A 17,168-nucleotide genomic window follows, 5' to 3' on the forward strand; every position below is an offset into this window, starting at 1 on the left:
GGTCGGCTGGTGCGTGGTATTCGATCGGTGTGGCGGAGCGGGGCGGGTGCGACCAGGTGTAGGTCGCACCCGCCCCGCTACCGTGTGCCGGCTGGGGGTTATCCCTCGCCGGACACCCGCCTGCGGTTGCGCAGGGTCAGCCATGCGCCGCCGACGATCAACGCCAGCCCCACACCGGCGAGCCAGATGACGTTCGCCCCCGTCACGGGCAGGGACGGCGACTGGTCCGGCTGGGTCGGAGCCGGCTTACCCGGAGCACCGTTGTGTCCGGAGTCGCCCGGCTTGGACGGCTGCTCCGGCGAACCAGGTCCGCCCGGCTGGTTGGAGACCGGAGGGGTCGGCCACTCGGAGCCAGATCCCGGCGGGATCAGCGATCCGTCCCACGGCGGGATCGGGATGGGGAGCGGAATGATGATCAGCCCGTTGCTGCTGGTCTTGTTCTCGAGTCCCAGCACCACCGATCCGTCCGCGTCACCGGCGAGGGTGACGGAGACTCCGGTCGGCTTGCCGTCGATCGTGACGACGTCCGCACTTCCCTCGTTGACGCCCCACACCACGTCGCCCCACTTGACGTTGGTCACGTCAGTGTGGGCGCCGGTCTCGACGAAGGTGATCTCGGTGTCGAGCGGGAACTGGACCCGGCCGTCGATGACGGCGGCGTCGCACTGGGCGGTCGGGGTGACCGATGCGCCCGGCTTGACGTCGAGGATGCAGGTACGCGCCTCGTCGTCGACGTCCGTCCATGTCGCCGTGACCTGGAACGTCGTGGACGGGTCCTTCGTGACCTGGTTGCCCTTGGGGCCGGTCACGATCTTCTCGATATCCACATCCGTGGTCGGGATCGGGCGGTTGTGGATCTCCACCTTCGCCTCGTCTCCGGGCACGATTGCGACGGTGTTGCGGTAGTCCGCGTCGCCGGCGTCCTCAGCCACCCAGTAATACGGCCGCGCCCAGGCGATGCCGGGCAGGGGGTTGGGATCGACCTCGGAGAAGGTGACCACGGTGTTCCGCGGCAGCACGTCGCCGGACTTCCAGCTGAAGCCGTTTCCTGCGTTGAGGGTGATGGTCTCGCCCACTGCCGGGAAATCGGTGCCCGCGGGGAGCGCCGGATCGATGCCGTCGATCCGAACCTGGAACTCCGCGCCTGAGGGCAGGTCGGCTTCGGTGGCGGGGATGGGGTCGTCGCCGTCGAGGATGTACTTCGTGAACTCGACCGAGCCGAAGGCCCACAGGGCCTCGTTCGTCAGCGTGATCAGACGCCCCTCGGTGGGATCGTCGGACACGATGCCCGTCACCGAGCCATTGCCGTTGTCCTTGAGCCAGGACTCACCGTTGGGGTCGGTGCCCCACTGGATCGTGCCCCACTCGACGCCGGCAACATCCGGGCGGCCAACCTCGGTGAAGGTCACCTCGGTGCCGACGGGAAGCTTGGCGTTCAGCGGCGTGGCCACGCCCTTCTTGACGGTCAGCGTCTCCTTGGCGTAGTTGACACCGTCCTTCCAGCTGGCCTCGACCGTGAACTCCACGTCGTCGCCGATCTCGCCGGCGGCCTCGCCCTCAACCTGCTTGAGGATGCGCAGGGTGCCGTCGTTCTTGTCGACGAAGTTGACGACCTCGACCTTGCGCAGGTCCTTGCCGATGGTGACCACGCCGGACTCACCGATCGTGACATCCCCGGTGTATGCGGGCACGCCATAGGCGAGACCATTGCCGTTGGCCGGAACCGTCTCGGTCAGCGTGATCTTGGTGCCGCCGGGCAGGTTCTCACCGAACGGAACCGCGGTGCCGTCGGACGGGAGCGTCAGCGTCTTGGACTGCGGAACGTTGTTCGCGTCGGTCCACGTGGCGACCACGTCGAACGTCTTGGGAACGTCCTTGTTGAACGCCTCCGGGCCCGTGAGCTTCTTGCTCAGCTCGAAGGTGCCCTGCGTGATCTTCGCCTCGTTGGTGACGGAGACCGTGTTCGCTGCCGCATCGGTGCCGATGACGAGCGTCTTCGGTTCGATGACGGGCGCCGACCACGTCACACGGTCGGTGTCCGTCGGCTGAACCTCGGTGAAGGTGACCTTCGCTCCGATGGGCAGGTTCTTCAGATCGAAGACCCCGCCGTGCGTCAGCGTGAACGGGCGGATCTCGTTACCGGAACCGTCACCGAGGTCGATCTCCGCATTGACGACGAAGGCCTCGTTGCCGGTGAGTGCGCCGAGCGCCTCACCGATGACGGTTTTGGTGATCTTCGCCGAGCCCAGGACGGCCTTGTTGACCAGCTTGACCTCGACGTTGCTCTTCGGCGTGATGGTCACCAGCGCCTCGGTGCGGTCCGCGTTGAGCGTCACGCCCTCTGCCGGGCGAAACGTCCCCTGCTCGAAGTAGACGCCGTCGACCTTGGGCAGGTCGATCTCGGACAGGCGGATCTGCCAGCCGGTGCCGCGGGGGTAGAAGCCACTGACCGGCGTGCCGTCAGCCTTCACCTTGACGTTGTAGGTCTCCGACGGCTTGTCCATCTCCGGGTTCTTCCCGGGGGCGAACTCCTCGACCTTCACGGTGAACTCGGTGCCCTCCGGGAACTTCTCGGAGGAGGAATCGATCTGCTTCAGCAGCGAGAACGAGCCTCGCGCCACACCTTGGCCGGTGCCGCCACCGCCCCATTCCTGCTTGACGCCGTGCGAAAGATTCGGGCCGCCTTCGTAGGCGAGCGTGTTGCTGTACTCCGTGCCGCGCTGGTCCAGTCCGCCGCTCGTGGTGCAGAGGGTGTAGTCGATGTAGTACCGCGTCTCACGGCTGTAGTCATTCGCCTCCTTCGGGAGGGTGAAATCGATCCCGTCGGCGGTACGTGTGACCGTGGTGCCGGCAGTCAGGTCACGCTCCGCGTTGACTCCGCTGTGGCCGAGGAAGTCCTTCGCGATGACCTTCAGATTGAGGTTCTTCTTGAGGTCACCGCTGACCTCACACACCGTCATCGTCTCGGAGAACGTGTCGGTGATGACCGCGGGATCGTTGCGGCCCTCGAGATGGCGTCCGGGGATTTCCACGTGCCAGTCCATGGTGGTGCCGGCCGACTGCTTCTCGCCGGCGACCTCCCGCGAATCGGTGTTGATCTTGCCGTTCTTCTTGCCGTTGAAGTCGGGACCCTTCACCGAACCCTTGACCGGCGTGCCGTTGACGGTCGCCGTGTTGGTGAACACATCTCCGGAGTCCGGCACTTTGTCCTCGGTGAGGCAGGTCCGGTACGTCACGTAGTAGTACTGCTTCGGGTCGACCTTGCCGGCATCCTTCGGCGTGATCGTCACGGAGATGTCTTTGGCACCAGCCGCGGCGGTGGAAACGATGTCGAACTCGCCGGTGACGTCGGTGCGTTTGGGCCCTGAGCCGTCCGGCCCGGGCAGACGGTCGGCGCGCCAAACCTTGAGCCCAAGGCCCTCCTCACAGACGGCATGATTGCCACCGAGAGTGTCCGCAATGGTGACTACCTTGCCGGGGCTGGTTTCGATGAAGCTGCCCGGGACCGTGATGGTCCACTCGGCCGCCTTGTACCGCTCACCATGCAGGAGATTGCCGGACTTCTCCGGCCCAGTCTTCGGACGCCAGTCCTGCCCGACACCGGGCGCGCTCACCGTCGTGCCGCCGATCCTCACGGAGTTGTCGTAGACGGCTTGCAGGCCGTCCTCCCCGGGGAGATCCACCTCGCCGCTGGTCGTGCACGAGGTGTACTCGACGCGGTAGAGCTTGCCCTTCTCGAAGGGTGCGCCGTTAGTGATCGTGATGCCGACCGCACCCGCGCCGCCAGGCTGGGTGACGGCGACGCCGCCGGGGACGTTCTTGAGATCGCCCGGGCGACCGGACAGCAACTTCGCGTTGAGCACTGCGTCCTCGCACAGCTTCATGTTGCTCGAGAGCGTGTCGCTCAGGGTCACCGAACCGTTGCCAGCTGTGTCCAGAGCGGCCAGGTCGGCGCCGGGGATGTCAATGGTCCAACGCACAGACTGCTTGTTGTCCTGGAGCTTGCCGGACTTCGTGGCCTCGCCGATCACGCGGCCATCGCTGATGCCGCCCTCGCCGGGCAGATCGACCGGCACGACCTTCTCGTTGATCTCGAAGTCGATCGTCTCGGACGTGGTGTACTCGACCGCCTTCGTGAAGACCTCGAAGTCGCCGAACACTTCTTCGGGGCGATCCGTCACGGCGTCGGTGAGCACACAGGTCATGACATTGGTGGCGGCCACCAGATTGCAGGTGCCCCAGGCCGTCCCGTCGTCGCCCTCGAGGACGAACGCGGGGTTGGTCCCGAGCTTCAATTCGGCAGGGAACTTGATCGTGAACTCGTCGCCCGACTGCGGGTCCGCCTTGCTCGCGTCCCAGGTGCCCTTCACAGTGACGGAGTCGCCGACCGTGATCTGCTGGCCGTTCTTCCCCTCGACCTGAACGTCGGTGATCTGTACATCGATCTTGGGATTGAGTCCGCGCGGGGTGACCGCCGCGCTTCGCTTCGCCGTCGTCGGGGCCACGCTGGTCGTGCTCGCGGGCGACTTCGACGTGGACGCGGACGGCGCCTTCGTCGTGGTCGCGGGCGACTCCGATGCGGGCGCCGTCGTCGTGGTTGCAGGAGCCTTCGTCGTGGTCGCGGTCGACTCAGACGTGGACGACTCCGGCGTGGACGCGGGCGGCGCCTTCGTCGTCGAGGTGGCCGGAGTGGTGGTCGTGGTCTCGCTTGGGTCCGCCGAGGCAACCGGGGCGAGCGAGAACGACGTCAAGACCAGGGTCAGGGCCATGAACATCAACCCCAGCGCCGTCCACCGAGACACCACCCCCTCTCCGGCACGGCGAAGGAAGACACGGTTACGCATGGGTTATACCTTTCGTTACACACACAAATTTTCTATCGACCTGCCGGAGGCTGCCGACCTGGCACACGGGATTCTCAGATCGGCCCTGCCCCACTCCGGCGGCCTACCCGAGGACCGGGAACGACTTGCAACTACCCCCGGGCGGCGCCACCAAAGTGCGCGCAAGTTCGGATGTCGACGCTGCGACCGGCGAGCAGTCTTCGGGCCGCGCGTGACGCGGCCACAAGGCTTGCCATTCGACCCCTTCCACTGAACGGCACAAGTTGGACAACTATCCATATATACGATCGGGGGACACACGCGCTGAGCCGAACCAACGTTTGATTCCGGGCCTTCGGACCACAGACGAGCGCCGGTACGTAGCGAAACCTGTTGCGCTACAGGGCGATTGAGTCGCTTCCAGCGAGAGCGGAGCGAACCATGGAGCAGTCGCGGCCGAGCGGAAACTTCACCCCCGGAATCACCCTCATCTACTGGTCGCCCGTCCAACTCCGTTGGTCATTCGTTTGGCGGAGGCGCCCGCTTTCGCGACGGCGGGGTGGCTGCGGACTGCAGTGTCGGCGCACACTCCACCGCGTGTGAGTGATGTACACCACTGTCCCGCAAGGAATCTGATGCGATGACGGGACGAGCTGGTGAGGATCTCGCGGGAAGCGATGTTCACGGGTCACGTACCCACAAAGTCGTTCAAGACCGAGCGCAAGGTCGAAGCATCCCATCGGGTGATCGATTCGGGCCGGACGATCGCCGCCGGATCGAGGCGGCCGCCGCCCAGGGTGATCAACCCCTCGACGGTGCCGAGTGCGCCGAGTTGCTGCGGTTGCGCAAGCAGGTCGCCGAGTAGAGGCCCGGATGACTGACCTGCTCGAGGCATCGCCCTCCGGACACTACGAATACTGCACGCGTTCTGCAGCAACAGGATTGATTCTTCGGATGAAGCGGCGGGCAGAGTTGGCGGTCAAGATCGCCGAATGTCACCGAGCCTCGGGTGGAGTGTACGGGTCGCCGAAGATCATGGCCGAACACGGGATCGTCGGGATCAGTTCACGCACGAGTACTACTACCGGTATACCTTCATTGAGCAGTAATTCACCGCGATCGTCCCGGATCGGGTCGGTGTTGCACAACCCCGCGTCCACCGTTCTGGGGGAACCTCGCGGCGACCACTACCGGATCAGAACGGGACGGCGGTCACCACCACGTTCTCCAGATACGTCCCGCGCCCCTGCGCATCCTTCACGATCTCCCCACCACACGTCACGATATGCAACTCACGCGGACCACCAGCACCCTGGAACACCCACTCCGGCAACACCTGCTTGACGAACCGCTCCATCCGCGTCACCTTCCACCGGGTGACCACCCCGTCCTTCGTCAGATACACAGCATCACCCGGATACAACGTGTGCATCCAATACAACGCACCCTCACCCTGATTCGCGTTGTCCACATGACCGGCCACCAGAATCCCGCCATCCGGCGCCTCGATCGGCGCCGACCCGGTCCAGTACGTCACCGCACTCACATCCCGAGGCAGCAACAAACTCCCGTCCGCCGCCAACCCCAACGGATCGAGCGCCGTCTCCACCCCGATCGCCGGAACCACCACGCTGTCGTCCGGCAACGGACCGAACGGAATCTGCGGCCGGTCCGCTGGATTCGCCGCCGCCGGACCCGGCTTACGCGCCTTCCCGCCGTCGCCGATCACGGGCGCCGGCCCAGCAACGGGGTCGTGGACTCCGTCCGGCGACAAGTCGAACGTCGACTCGGGCACCGGCGCCGCGGACGCCGACTCCGGTTGCAGGCCACGGAAGACCAGAAGACCACCACCCGCGAGCAGCACCAACGCCATGACTACCAGCAGAATCGTCCCGCTCCGACCCGACCCACGCTTGGCCGCATGCTTCCCCACGCTTCACAACCCTCTCCATCACCCCCGACGTGAACGCGGGTGGCCCGAGACGGTTCTCGTCTCGGGCCACCCGGTCAATCATCAGCGGTCATCACAGATCTGTGACGTCACCTTCCGCAGCCTTGCGCCTGCGCAGTGCCATGAACAGGACACCAGCCGCAGCGACCAGCAGCGCCAGTCCACCGGCGACGAGGCCCGTGTTCAGACCGCCGTCACCGTCGGCGCCCAGACCCGAATCGATCAGCGCACCCTTCTCGGTGTCGGAGTTGCCGGCGGCTCCACCATTTCCGGCATTCCCGTTCCCGGAGTTGCCCGCGTTGCCGGGAGTACCCGGGTCACCGGGCGTACCGGGGTTGGCGGGAGTACCGGGATTGCCACCGGGCGTACCGGGGTTACCACCGGGAGTACCGGAGTTACCGGAACCCGATCCGGCCGAACCCGAGTTCTCCTGCGAACCAGCAGAACCCGACGAGCCGGCCGAACCCGCGTTCTCCTGCGAGCCGGAGTTCTCCAGCGAACCCGCTGCGAGAGATCCGGCCGCGAGCGAACCTGCCGCCAGAGAGCCCGCCGCCAGCGAACCGCTGCCGAGGGAACCCGCCCCGAGGGAGCCGAGCGAACCGAGGCCCAGCGAGCCGAGCGAACCCGTTCCGCCGGGCTGTTCCCCAGCGGTGACCGTCGCGTCCGACGGATTCGATTCGATCGGAGCCTTCGACGGCGGGGTGCCGGTTGCCGTGGCGACGTTGTCGATCGAGCCGGCCTTCATGTCCTCATCCGTGAACGTGTAGGTGGCCTCGCAGGTCACCGACTCGCCGGGATCCAGCGAGTTGTCCGGGCACGTGATGTCCGACAGCGTTCCGGTGCCGGAGAACTCGTTCTCCTTGACCTTCACCTCGGTGAGGGTCTGATCACCGGTGTTCGTGATCGCGAACTTGTAGGTGACGGTGTCACCCACCTGGACGTTCTCGCGCGGCTCCGCGGTCTTCTCGAGCGTCAACCCCGACTTCGGATCCCCTGCCAGGTTCTCCTCGTCCTGGGGCGACTCGATCGGAGTCTCGGTGCCCGGAGGCGTACCCGTGGCGATCGCGACGTTGTCGAGCTTGCCGGCGTTGACATCGTCCTGCGTGATCGTGTACTTCGCCGAGCACGTCACCTTCGCGCCGGGCGCCATCGACTTCGCCTCTTCCGGGCAGGACAGGTCGGTGATCTTTCCCGAGCCCGAGAACGCGCCCTCGGCCACCTTCACGTTCGACAGCGTCTGGTTACCCGTGTTGGTGATGTCGAACGTGTACGTGATCTCCTGGCCGACCTTGAAGTCCTCGACACCCTTGGGCGACGCGGTCTTCACGATCTCGAGGGCAGGCTTCTGGTTGCCCGACAGGTTCACGTCATCGGGTTCCGAGGTCACGTCCCCACCCGACGGCGGGGTACCGGTCGCGGTGGCGGTGTTATCGAGAGTGCCCCGATCGACGTCGGACTGGGTCAGCTCATACGTGGCGGTGCACACCGTAGACGCGTTGGGCGCCAAAGGCTTCGACGCATCCGGGCAGACGAAGTCACTCAGTTTCGTCTTGTCACCCGAGAAGGCGACCTCGTTCGGATGCACGTCCGTCAGCGTCACATTGCCGGTGTTGGTCATCGTGAAGCTGTAGGTGACGGTCTCACCCACCGCGAACTTGTCCGCCTCGGTCGGCGTGGCGGTCTTCTCCAGGCTGATCGCCGCCTTCGGCTCGCCCGACAGCGTCTTGTCCGACGGCTTCGACGTGACCGGCTCACCCGACGGAGGCGTCCCCGTCGCGGTCGCGGTGTTCTCCAGCTTGCCGGCATCGATGTCGGCCTGCGTCAGCGTGTACTTCGCCGTGCAGGTCGTCGACTCGCCCGGTGCCAGCGACTTCGCGCCCGCTGGGCAATCGAACGCCGACATGTCGCCGTCACCCGTGAACTTGGTCTCGTTCGGATGCACGTCCGTGAGCGTCACTTCACCGGTGTTGGTGATCTTGAAGGTGTAGTCGATCTCCTGGCCGACCTTGTAGGACTCGGTCGTCGACGGCGATGCGTCCTTCACGATGGACAGCGACTTCGCGGGATTGCCCTCGAGCGTCTCCGTGTCCGGCGGGGACGTGATCGGTTCACCCGTCGGAGGCTTGCCCGTCGCGGTCGCGGTGTTCTCGATGCGCCCGCTGTCGATGTCCGCCTGGGTCAGCGTGTACTCCGCGGTGCACGTCACCGTGCCGCCAGGGGCCACGGACTTCACCGGGCAGTCGACGGCCGACAGCTTGCCATTGCCGGTGAAATCACCCTCGTTGACCTTCAGATCGTTCAACGTCACGTTGCCGGTGTTGCTGATCTTGAAGGTGTACTTGATGGTCTGGCCGAGCTTGTAGGCCTCGGCTTCCTTCGGCGACGCGATCTTGTCGAGCATGATGCCGGGAGTGGCCGGACCGCCGACGAGAGGGACGCTCGACTCGTTCGAGTTGACCGGCTTGCCACCCGGATCGGTTCCGGTCGCGGTCGCGGTGTTGTCGAGCTTGCCGCGGTCGATGTCCTCCTGCTGGAGGACGTACGTCGCGGTGCACGTCACAGATGCCTTGGGCGCCAACGACTTAGCACCATCGGGACAGGTGAAGCCCGACATGTCCGCCTTGCCGGTGAACGTCTTCTCGACCGGCTTGACGTCCTTGAGAGTCACGGCGCCGGTGTTCGTCATCTTGAAGCTGTAAGTGACGGTCTTGCCGACGACGAAGTCTGCAGCCGTGTTCGGCGACGCCGACTTCACCAACTCCAGGCCGGGCTTCTTCGCCGCGTTGGTGAACGTGCAACTGGTGCTCTTGCCGCTCTGACCAGCCGGAATCTCTACGGTGATGGTCGTGCCTTCACCGGACTTCTTCGTCTGGGTCTTGGCGTCGACGCACTCCCACGTGGTGACGTAGTTGTCGAGGCTTGCGCCGCCCTGGGCGGTCTCCGTGAGGGTGTAGGTCTTGCCCGCAAGTCCGAGGACCGGGCCGGCAGCCTGGTCCTGGATCCCCGTCTTGGTGCCCGTCGTGGTCGCCGTGTTGCCCTCGCTCAGGCCACCACCGGAGATCTCAAGGCCGAACTGATCGTCCGTCCCGACGCGACCGTCGGGCAGGTTCTTGCGCAACTCGATCGTGTTCGGATCATTGCAGGAACCCATATCGGTCATGGACGAGCTGGTCAGGTTGGCAGGGACTGCGTTGCCCGTACCCGGATCGACCTTGAGGAGGCTTCCGCCGCCACCGACGAACAGGTAGCCGTTCGGCCCGAAAGCAATCGAATTGCTCTTCTTGAAGGCCGTCGATTCATCCGTGATCGCCTTGCCCGTCAGAGTCTTCTCGGAAGACGTCGGCATCGGCCCCTGGACCGAATAGATGCGGCCGTTATTGTCCCCGGCCGCGACGATGAACAGGTTGCCCTGTGCATCGAAAGCCATGTCGCCGTTGCCGCCCGGGACCGTAGTCTTCTTGTCGAACTTCACCTTGAGGACGACACCGAGGGACGCGTTGTTGGCAGGGTCGTACGCCCCGAACGTGAACGAATCGGCGCCATCGTCCTTGCCGCCGTAGTAGTACAGGCCGTTCGCGGGGTTGATCGCACCGTGTGTGTTCTTGACCTTGGCCTTGTCCGACTCGCTGGTCGTCTTGCCGGACGCGGCGTCGTACTCGTAGATCCTCCGGTCGTCGCCGTCATCTTCCGAGGATGTGTAGATCGCGTAGGTCCCGCCGGGACCAATACCGAGCTGGTTATGCCGGTAGCCCTCGCCGCTCGGCTCAACCGGAAACGCGTCGGTGACGGCCCCGGTGTTCGGGTCGATCCGCTTCGCGACACTCGAACCGTTCTCGACTGAATACAGCACATCACATCTCAGGTTTTCCGCCGCTGCTGCGGTCCCTGCGCCGACCGTTACGGTCGACACTGTGGCCACGCCGGCGAACATCGCCATGACCACAGTTCGGATGACGCCCTTACGCAGAGCGCCGCCTAACCTCCCCATTTGAGGCCCTTCTTATGAACGCCCGGCCGAACCCAGCCACGGCGAAATGGATGATGAATGGACAATCACCCCGACGCCGGACATACAAACACAAACGTCGATACAGCCCGCACCACCCGAATCGACGCGCCTCACCCCCGAACGGATGGGGAATTCGAATGAAATACCCTGTTCAACAACATGATTCGATAGATTGTACTGAAGTGCAAAACGCATATCGAAGACCGGAGGTGAGGCGGCAAATCACCCTCATTTTCACCCGTTGAAAGTTGAACCAAAAGTCCCGAGCCGGACAGCCCCCCACCTGGCACTGGGCATAGCAGTTGCGGCACACGGCATCCGAGGCGTTGCCACTCGGACACGAAAGCGGCCGGTCCGATCTGCAGATCGGACCGGCCGCTCGAGCCGTTACACGTCAACTACATGTCAACGCCGGCGCAGCATCCGCGCCACCAGGATCGCGGTCGCGATCAGGATGACCGCGGTCGCTCCGGCGGCGATGTGCATGCCGTCGACGAAGGCCGCTTGGGCCGAGTCGACGAACGCGGCCGCCTGCTCCACCGGCATCGACTTCGACACCTCCACCGCGCCGCCGAGCGTGCCCTGCGCGATGTGCGCCTGATCCGCGTCCAGCGCCGAGACGTCCAGGCCGCGACGGAAGATCGCGAGCACCACACTGCCGAGCACGGCGACACCCAGCGCCACTCCCAGTTCGTACGCGGTCTCGGAGACCGCCGACGCGGCACCCGCGCGTTCCGGCTCGACCGCGCTGACCACCAGGTCGGAGGTGAGCGTCAACGCCACGCCGACTCCGGCGCCGGCCAGGATGAATCCGACGACGAACGCCTCCGGCCCACTGTCCGGCCCCAGCGCGATCATCACCGCTGCACCGAGGGCGGCGATCACCAGTCCGACGCTCAGTACCCGGCTGGGCTCCCAGCGACGCACGAGCCATGCCGCCGCGAGCGACGCGGCCGCGCTGACGAGCGTGCCGGGCAGCATCAGCAGACCCGCCTCCAGTGGGCTGTAGCCGAGCACCAGCTGCAGGTACTGCGATCCGAAGAACAGCACGCCGGCGAGCGCGAAGATCGACAGCAGGTTCGTCACGACCGCCGTCGAGAACGCCGGCCGCGCAAACAACGACAGATCGATCATCGGGTCGGCGAGGGACCGCTGCCTGCGGATGAACACCCAACCGGCGAGGGCGCCGACGAGACCGACTCCGGTGAGAATCCACGACGGGCCGTGCACGACGGATTCCTTGACCGCGTACACCATCGGGATCATTGCCACGATCGATAATCCGGCGCTGGCGAGGTCGAAGCGCCCCGGCTCCGGGTTCTTCGACTCCGGAATCACCAGCGGGCCGAGGGCGATGAGCGCGATCATCACCGGAATGTTGATGAGGAACACCGAACCCCACCAGTAGTGCTCGAGCAGCCAGCCGCCGACCAGCGGTCCGGCCGCGGCGCCGCCGCCGGCCATCGCGCCCCACACGCCGATCGCGGTGGTGCGCTGACGCGGGTTGACGAACATGGTCCGGATCAGACCCAGTGTCGCAGGCATCAGTGTTGCACCCGAGACGCCCTGCAGGACACGGGCGGCGATCAGCATCTCGGGGCTGGCCGACCATGCGGCGATCAACGACGCCAGGCCGAACCCGGCCGCACCGATGAGAAGCAGCTTCCGGCGCCCGATCCGGTCGCCGAGCGTGCCCATCGTGACCAGCAGGCCGGCGAGTACGAACGAATAGACGTCGATGATCCACAGCAGCTGCGTGCTGCTCGGCGCCAAGTCCTCACTGATGAACGGCAGCGCCAGGTCCAGCACTGTCGCGTCGACAGAGATGAGAAGGACCGCGAAGGCGAGCACGACCAGCCCGAGCCAGTCCTTCCGGCCGGCCCGAACGCCGTGCGGATCCCGCACCGTACCCAGAGACATCTCTACTCCCACGAAACTTCTTCGATGAACGAAAACCGACCAGAAGGTGAACCGTCCAGCCGGTACAGTGCCCAACCCAGGGTAGCAGTTCACCGTCCAGCCGGTACAGTGATTTTCATGGCCTCCGACACACGCGATCGCATCCTCGACGCCCTCGAACGCCTGCTGCACGACGTCGGCGTCGCCCACGTGACGCTCGAGGCGGTCGCCACCGCGGCAGGCGTCTCCAAGGGCGGTCTGCTCTACCACTTCCCCAGCAAGGAAGCGCTGCTCGCGTCGATGGTCCGCCGTCTCGGCGACCGGTCCGACCAACAGCTCGCCGACGCCGTCGCCGGCGGGCGGACCGTGTCCGAGATCTACCTGCAGTACCCCGGCGCCGACTCGGCGGACGAGATGGCGCTGTACCGTTCGATGCTCGCCGCGATGCGCAGTGCCGACGGGCAGCACGACGAGGTGCAGCAGGCCGTCGCGGACGTCATGCGATCGTGGGACGACGGGCTGCTCGCCGAGATCGACGATCCGGTCCAGGCCGAGATCGTGCGCCTGGTCGGCGACGGCATCTACCTCGCCGCCCTGCTCGGCCTACCCGAGCCCGACCCGGAACTCCACCGCCGGGTGGTGAACCGACTGCTCGGCCCCACCGCGGCGGCGGAGGACGACTCCGCTACGTGAGGTAGCGGTACGCCGGGGACCCGGGCTCGAGCTGTTCCACCTGGAGGCGCGAGGCACGCATCCGGTCGAGCAGGTCGGTCAACCCGTCCGCCGAACCGAGCTCGACGCCGACCAGCGCGGCACCCGTCTCCCGGTTGTTGCGCTTGACGTACTCGAACAGGGTGATGTCGTCGTCCGGCCCGAGCACCTCGTCGAGGAATCGACGCAGCGCACCCGGCTCCTGCGGGAAGTCCACCAGGAAGTAGTGCTTGAGACCGAGGTGGACAAGCGAGCGCTCGAGGATCTCGCCGTACCGGGACACGTCGTTGTTGCCACCCGAGATCAGGCACACCACGGTGCTCCCCGGCTCGACATCGAGATGACCGAGCGCGGTCACCGACAACGCACCGGCAGGCTCGGCGATGATGCCCTCGTTCTGGTACAGCTCCAGCATCGCGGTGCAGATCGCGCCCTCGTCGACCTGGGTCATCGCGAACTTCTCCGAGCCGTGCCCCGTGCGGGTGCCCGCCACCAACGGCAGCGACGCGTGCGAGACGACGCTCGCGCCGAGCTCGGAGACCACCGCGTAGGGCAGGTCGCCGACCCGCTTGACCGCGGCACCGTCGACGAACGGGTCGACCTCGGGCAGCGTCACCGGGCCACCGGCGACGAGGGCCGCCGTCATCGACGCCGCCCCCACCGGCTCGACACCGACGATCGTGGTCTGCGGCGCGCGCTCGTGCAGGTACGTGGCGATGCCGGCGATGCAACCGCCGCCGCCGACCGGGACAATCACGCTGTCCGGCGCCTGACCCAGCTGCTCGAGGATCTCCGCCGCGATGGTGCCCTGGCCCGCCGCGGTGCGGGCGTCGTCGAACGGCGGCACCATGGTGGCGCCCGTCCGCTCGACGTCGGCGGCCGCGGCGGCCGCGGCGGCGTCGTAGGTCTCCCCCGTCGGGATCAGTTCGACGAAGCCACCGCCGTGGACCATGATCCGGTCGCGCTTCTGCTTGGGCGTGTTGGCCGGAACGTAGATGCGCCCGCGGATCTCCATCGCCCGGCACGCGAACGCCACACCCTGCGCATGGTTGCCGGCGCTGGCCGTGACCACACCCGCGGCGCGCTCGGCGTCGTTCAACTGCATGATCAGGTTGTAGGCGCCGCGCAGCTTGTAGGAGCGGACCACCTGAAGATCTTCACGCTTGAGGTACACCCGAGCGCCGGTCAGCGCCGACAGTCGATCACTGAGCTGCAGGGGTGTCGCGTCGATAATGTGCGCAATTCGCTCGGCAGCAGCATCGATCTCGTCCGCGGTGAGAGCGGGCGAGGTGACCTTCAGTTCTGCGAGTTTCGGCGAATTTGACACCCAACCATGTTCCCACTGCGCACCCGGTCGCGCGCAACCGCCCCGGCATCGACGGACGGGCGTCAATCCTTCCGCGAGAACTGCGACGGCCGCGGCACATTCCGCAGATTGGACTTCGCCATCTGAACAGCTTCTCCCACACCGCCGTTCATCACCATCCGCGACATCGCCAGCGCGAAGCCACGCACCTGCTCGCCGGTGATGGTGGGGGGCAACGACAGCGCGTTCGGATCGGTGACGATGTCGACCAGCGCCGGACCGTCGTGGTCGAGCGCCGACCGCAATCCCGACTCCAGATCGGCCGGATTCTCGATCCTTCGGGAGTAGATCCCCAGCGCCGCAGCAACAGCCGCATAGTCGACGGACGGGACATCGACACCGAAATCGGGCAGGCCGTCGACCAGCATCTCGAGCTTGACCATGCCGAGCGTCGAGTTGTCGAACACGACGATCTTGACCGGCAGCTTGTACATCGCGACGGTGAGGAGATCGCCCAGCAGCATCGACAGCCCGCCGTCACCCGACATCGCCACCACCTGACGGTCCGGCCGCGCGAACTGCGCGCCGATCGCGTGCGGCAGCGCGTTCGCCATCGAACCGTGCAGGGCCGACGACAGGAACCGGCGTCGGCCGTTGGGATTGAGGTAGCGGGCGGTCCACACATTGCACATGCCGGTGTCCGCGGTGAAGATCGCGTCGTCGGCGGCGAGGTCGTCGAGGATCGACGCCGCGAACTCGGGATGGATCGGGACCCGCTGCTTGGCCGCCTCGGTGTAGGCCCCGACGACCTTCGTCATGAGCTTCTCGTGCCGGTCGAGGGTCCGGTCGAGGAAGCCGCGATCGGACTTGCGGTCGACGAGCGGCGCGAGCGCCCGCAGCACCGACCGCGTGTCGCCGTGCACCGCGAGGTCGACGCCCGTGCGCCGGCCGAGTTTCTCCGCCGCGATGTCGATCTGCGCGGTGCGCACGTCGTCGGGCAGGAACTGGTCGTACGGGAAGTCGGTCCCGACGAGCAGCAGCAGATCCGCGCCGTGGATGCCGTCGTGCGCCGCGCCGTAGCCGAGCAGACCGGTCATGCCGACGTCGAACGGGTTGTCGTACTGGATCCACTCCTTGCCCCGCAGGGAATGTCCGACCGGGGCACCGATCGCGTCCGCGAGGGCGAGCAGTTCGTCGCGGGCGCCGCGGACACCGGCACCGGCGAAGATCGCCACCGCCGACGCGGTGTTGATCGCGTCGGCGAGCGCCCGGACGTCGTCCTCCGCCGGCACCACCGACGGGGTGCCGGTCCGCACGAGCGGGGGCGCCGAGCCCTCCGCCGGCTGATCGGCGACATCGCCCGGCAGCGTGATCACGGCGACCCCGGACTGCGCGATCGCGTGCTGCATCGCGCTCTGCACGATCCGCGGCGCCTGCACGGGGACGCTGATCATCTCGTTGTACCGGGAGCACTCGACGAACAGCCGGTCGGGATGCGTTTCCTGGAAGTACCCGGTCCCGATCTGCGCGCTCGGAATGTGGGACGCGATCGCGAGCACCGGCGCGCCCGAGCGGTTCGCGTCGTACAGGCCGTTGATCAGATGCAGGTTCCCGGGGCCGCACGAGCCCGCGCACACCGCGAGCCTGCCGGTGATCTGTGCCTCGGCCGCGGCCGCGAAGGCCGCGACTTCCTCGTGCCGGACGTGGACCCAGTCGATGCCACCGGATGCCGATCCGCCCGTGCGCCGCACCGCGTCCACGACCGGATTGAGACTGTCTCCGACGATGCCGTAGATACGCTGCACGCCCGCATCCACCAATTGGGAAACGAGTTGATCCGCAACAGTTTTCGCCGCCATATCCGCCTCCGCCCGAACGGTCCGGAATCGAGAGCTTGCTTCTCGCAGGCTACCCGGGTCCGCCCCGTTCGGCGCAGAGACGACGACTGTCCCGGCGAGCTAGTCCTGCGGGGACAACACGAAGACCGGAATCTGACGCTCGGTCTTGGTCTGGTAGTCGGCATAGGGCGGCCACGCCTCGACCGCACGCTTCCACCACTCGGCCTTCTCGTCGCCGGTGACCTCGCGCGCGATCATGTCCTGCTTGACCGGACCGTCCTGCAACTCGACGTGCGGGTCGGCGACCACGTTGTGGTACCAGACCGGGTGCTGCGGGGCGCCGCCGAGCGACGCGACCACCGCGTACTGCCCGTCGTGCTCGACGCGCATGAGCGGCGTCTTGCGCAGCTTGCCGGACTTGGCGCCCTTGGTGGTCAGGACGACGACGGGCTTGCCCTCCATCGTCGTTCCCTCGGTGCCGCCGGAGCGCTCGTACAGATCGACCTGGTCCGCGGCCCACGAGCTGGGGCTGGGTTCGTATTCACCGGTGAGAGGCATGTATCCAGTGAACACCGCGCACATGATCTTGACCACCCGAATGCCCGGACGCTGGGAGTTTCGTCCGCCTCCT

At 66.3% G+C, this 17,168-nt stretch carries 10 protein-coding genes; 2 read left to right on the top strand and 8 right to left on the bottom strand.

What is annotated here, in order from left to right; all coding sequences use genetic code 11:
* Nucleotides 1–98 precede the first annotated feature (98 nt).
* Nucleotides 99–4,505 (bottom strand): DUF5979 domain-containing protein, encoded by a 4,407-nt coding sequence (locus J2X34_RS20955; RefSeq protein ID WP_429519605.1) that lies wholly within the window; start codon nucleotides 4,503–4,505, stop codon nucleotides 99–101.
* On the opposite strand from J2X34_RS20955, the gene J2X34_RS20960 reads away from it, so the two are divergent.
* Nucleotides 4,468–5,097: a hypothetical protein gene (locus J2X34_RS20960; RefSeq protein ID WP_429519606.1), complete on the top strand. Its 630-nt coding sequence runs from the start codon at nucleotides 4,468–4,470 to the stop codon at nucleotides 5,095–5,097. The genes J2X34_RS20955 and J2X34_RS20960 overlap by 38 nt on opposite strands.
* A gap of 414 nt (nucleotides 5,098–5,511) precedes the next feature.
* Here the strand turns inward: J2X34_RS20960 and J2X34_RS20965 are convergent, their stop codons facing one another.
* The 4 genes from J2X34_RS20965 to J2X34_RS20980 form a co-directional block, all read right to left on the bottom strand.
* Entirely contained in the window at nucleotides 5,512–5,760 is a 249-nt protein-coding gene (locus tag J2X34_RS20965) for a hypothetical protein (RefSeq protein ID WP_429519608.1), read from the bottom strand.
* A 258-nt stretch (nucleotides 5,761–6,018) separates the two neighbouring features.
* Nucleotides 6,019–6,756, bottom strand: coding sequence for a class F sortase (locus tag J2X34_RS20970; protein ID WP_254622544.1), 738 nt, complete (start codon nucleotides 6,754–6,756; stop codon nucleotides 6,019–6,021).
* 91 nt (nucleotides 6,757–6,847) lie between these two features.
* Nucleotides 6,848–10,624: a DUF7507 domain-containing protein gene (locus J2X34_RS20975; RefSeq protein ID WP_429519611.1), complete on the bottom strand. Its 3,777-nt coding sequence runs from the start codon at nucleotides 10,622–10,624 to the stop codon at nucleotides 6,848–6,850.
* 564 nt (nucleotides 10,625–11,188) lie between these two features.
* Nucleotides 11,189–12,703 (bottom strand): MFS transporter, encoded by a 1,515-nt coding sequence (locus J2X34_RS20980; RefSeq protein ID WP_114719323.1) that lies wholly within the window; start codon nucleotides 12,701–12,703, stop codon nucleotides 11,189–11,191.
* A gap of 117 nt (nucleotides 12,704–12,820) precedes the next feature.
* Between J2X34_RS20980 and J2X34_RS20985 the strand changes: the two genes are divergently transcribed.
* The gene (locus tag J2X34_RS20985) at nucleotides 12,821–13,375 is read left to right on the top strand and encodes a TetR/AcrR family transcriptional regulator (protein WP_114719322.1); all 555 of its coding nucleotides are present in this window, start codon (nucleotides 12,821–12,823) and stop codon (nucleotides 13,373–13,375) included.
* Here the strand turns inward: J2X34_RS20985 and ilvA are convergent.
* The 3 genes from ilvA to J2X34_RS21000 all read right to left on the bottom strand — a co-directional run bounded on the left by ilvA (nucleotide 13,368) and on the right by J2X34_RS21000 (nucleotide 17,095).
* Nucleotides 13,368–14,720, bottom strand: a complete 1,353-nt coding sequence (ilvA, locus tag J2X34_RS20990; protein ID WP_174910934.1) for a threonine ammonia-lyase IlvA — start codon at nucleotides 14,718–14,720, stop codon at nucleotides 13,368–13,370. The genes J2X34_RS20985 and ilvA overlap by 8 nt on opposite strands.
* A 62-nt stretch (nucleotides 14,721–14,782) precedes the next feature.
* Nucleotides 14,783–16,558 (bottom strand): pyruvate dehydrogenase, encoded by a 1,776-nt coding sequence (locus J2X34_RS20995; protein ID WP_429519614.1) that lies wholly within the window; start codon nucleotides 16,556–16,558, stop codon nucleotides 14,783–14,785.
* Between the two features lie 99 nt (nucleotides 16,559–16,657).
* Entirely contained in the window at nucleotides 16,658–17,095 is a 438-nt protein-coding gene (locus J2X34_RS21000) for a nitroreductase family deazaflavin-dependent oxidoreductase (protein ID WP_174910940.1), read from the bottom strand.
* Nucleotides 17,096–17,168 lie beyond the last annotated feature (73 nt).

This window comes from Rhodococcus sp. BE178, assembly GCF_050433545.1.
Lineage (GTDB): Bacteria > Actinomycetota > Actinomycetes > Mycobacteriales > Mycobacteriaceae > Prescottella.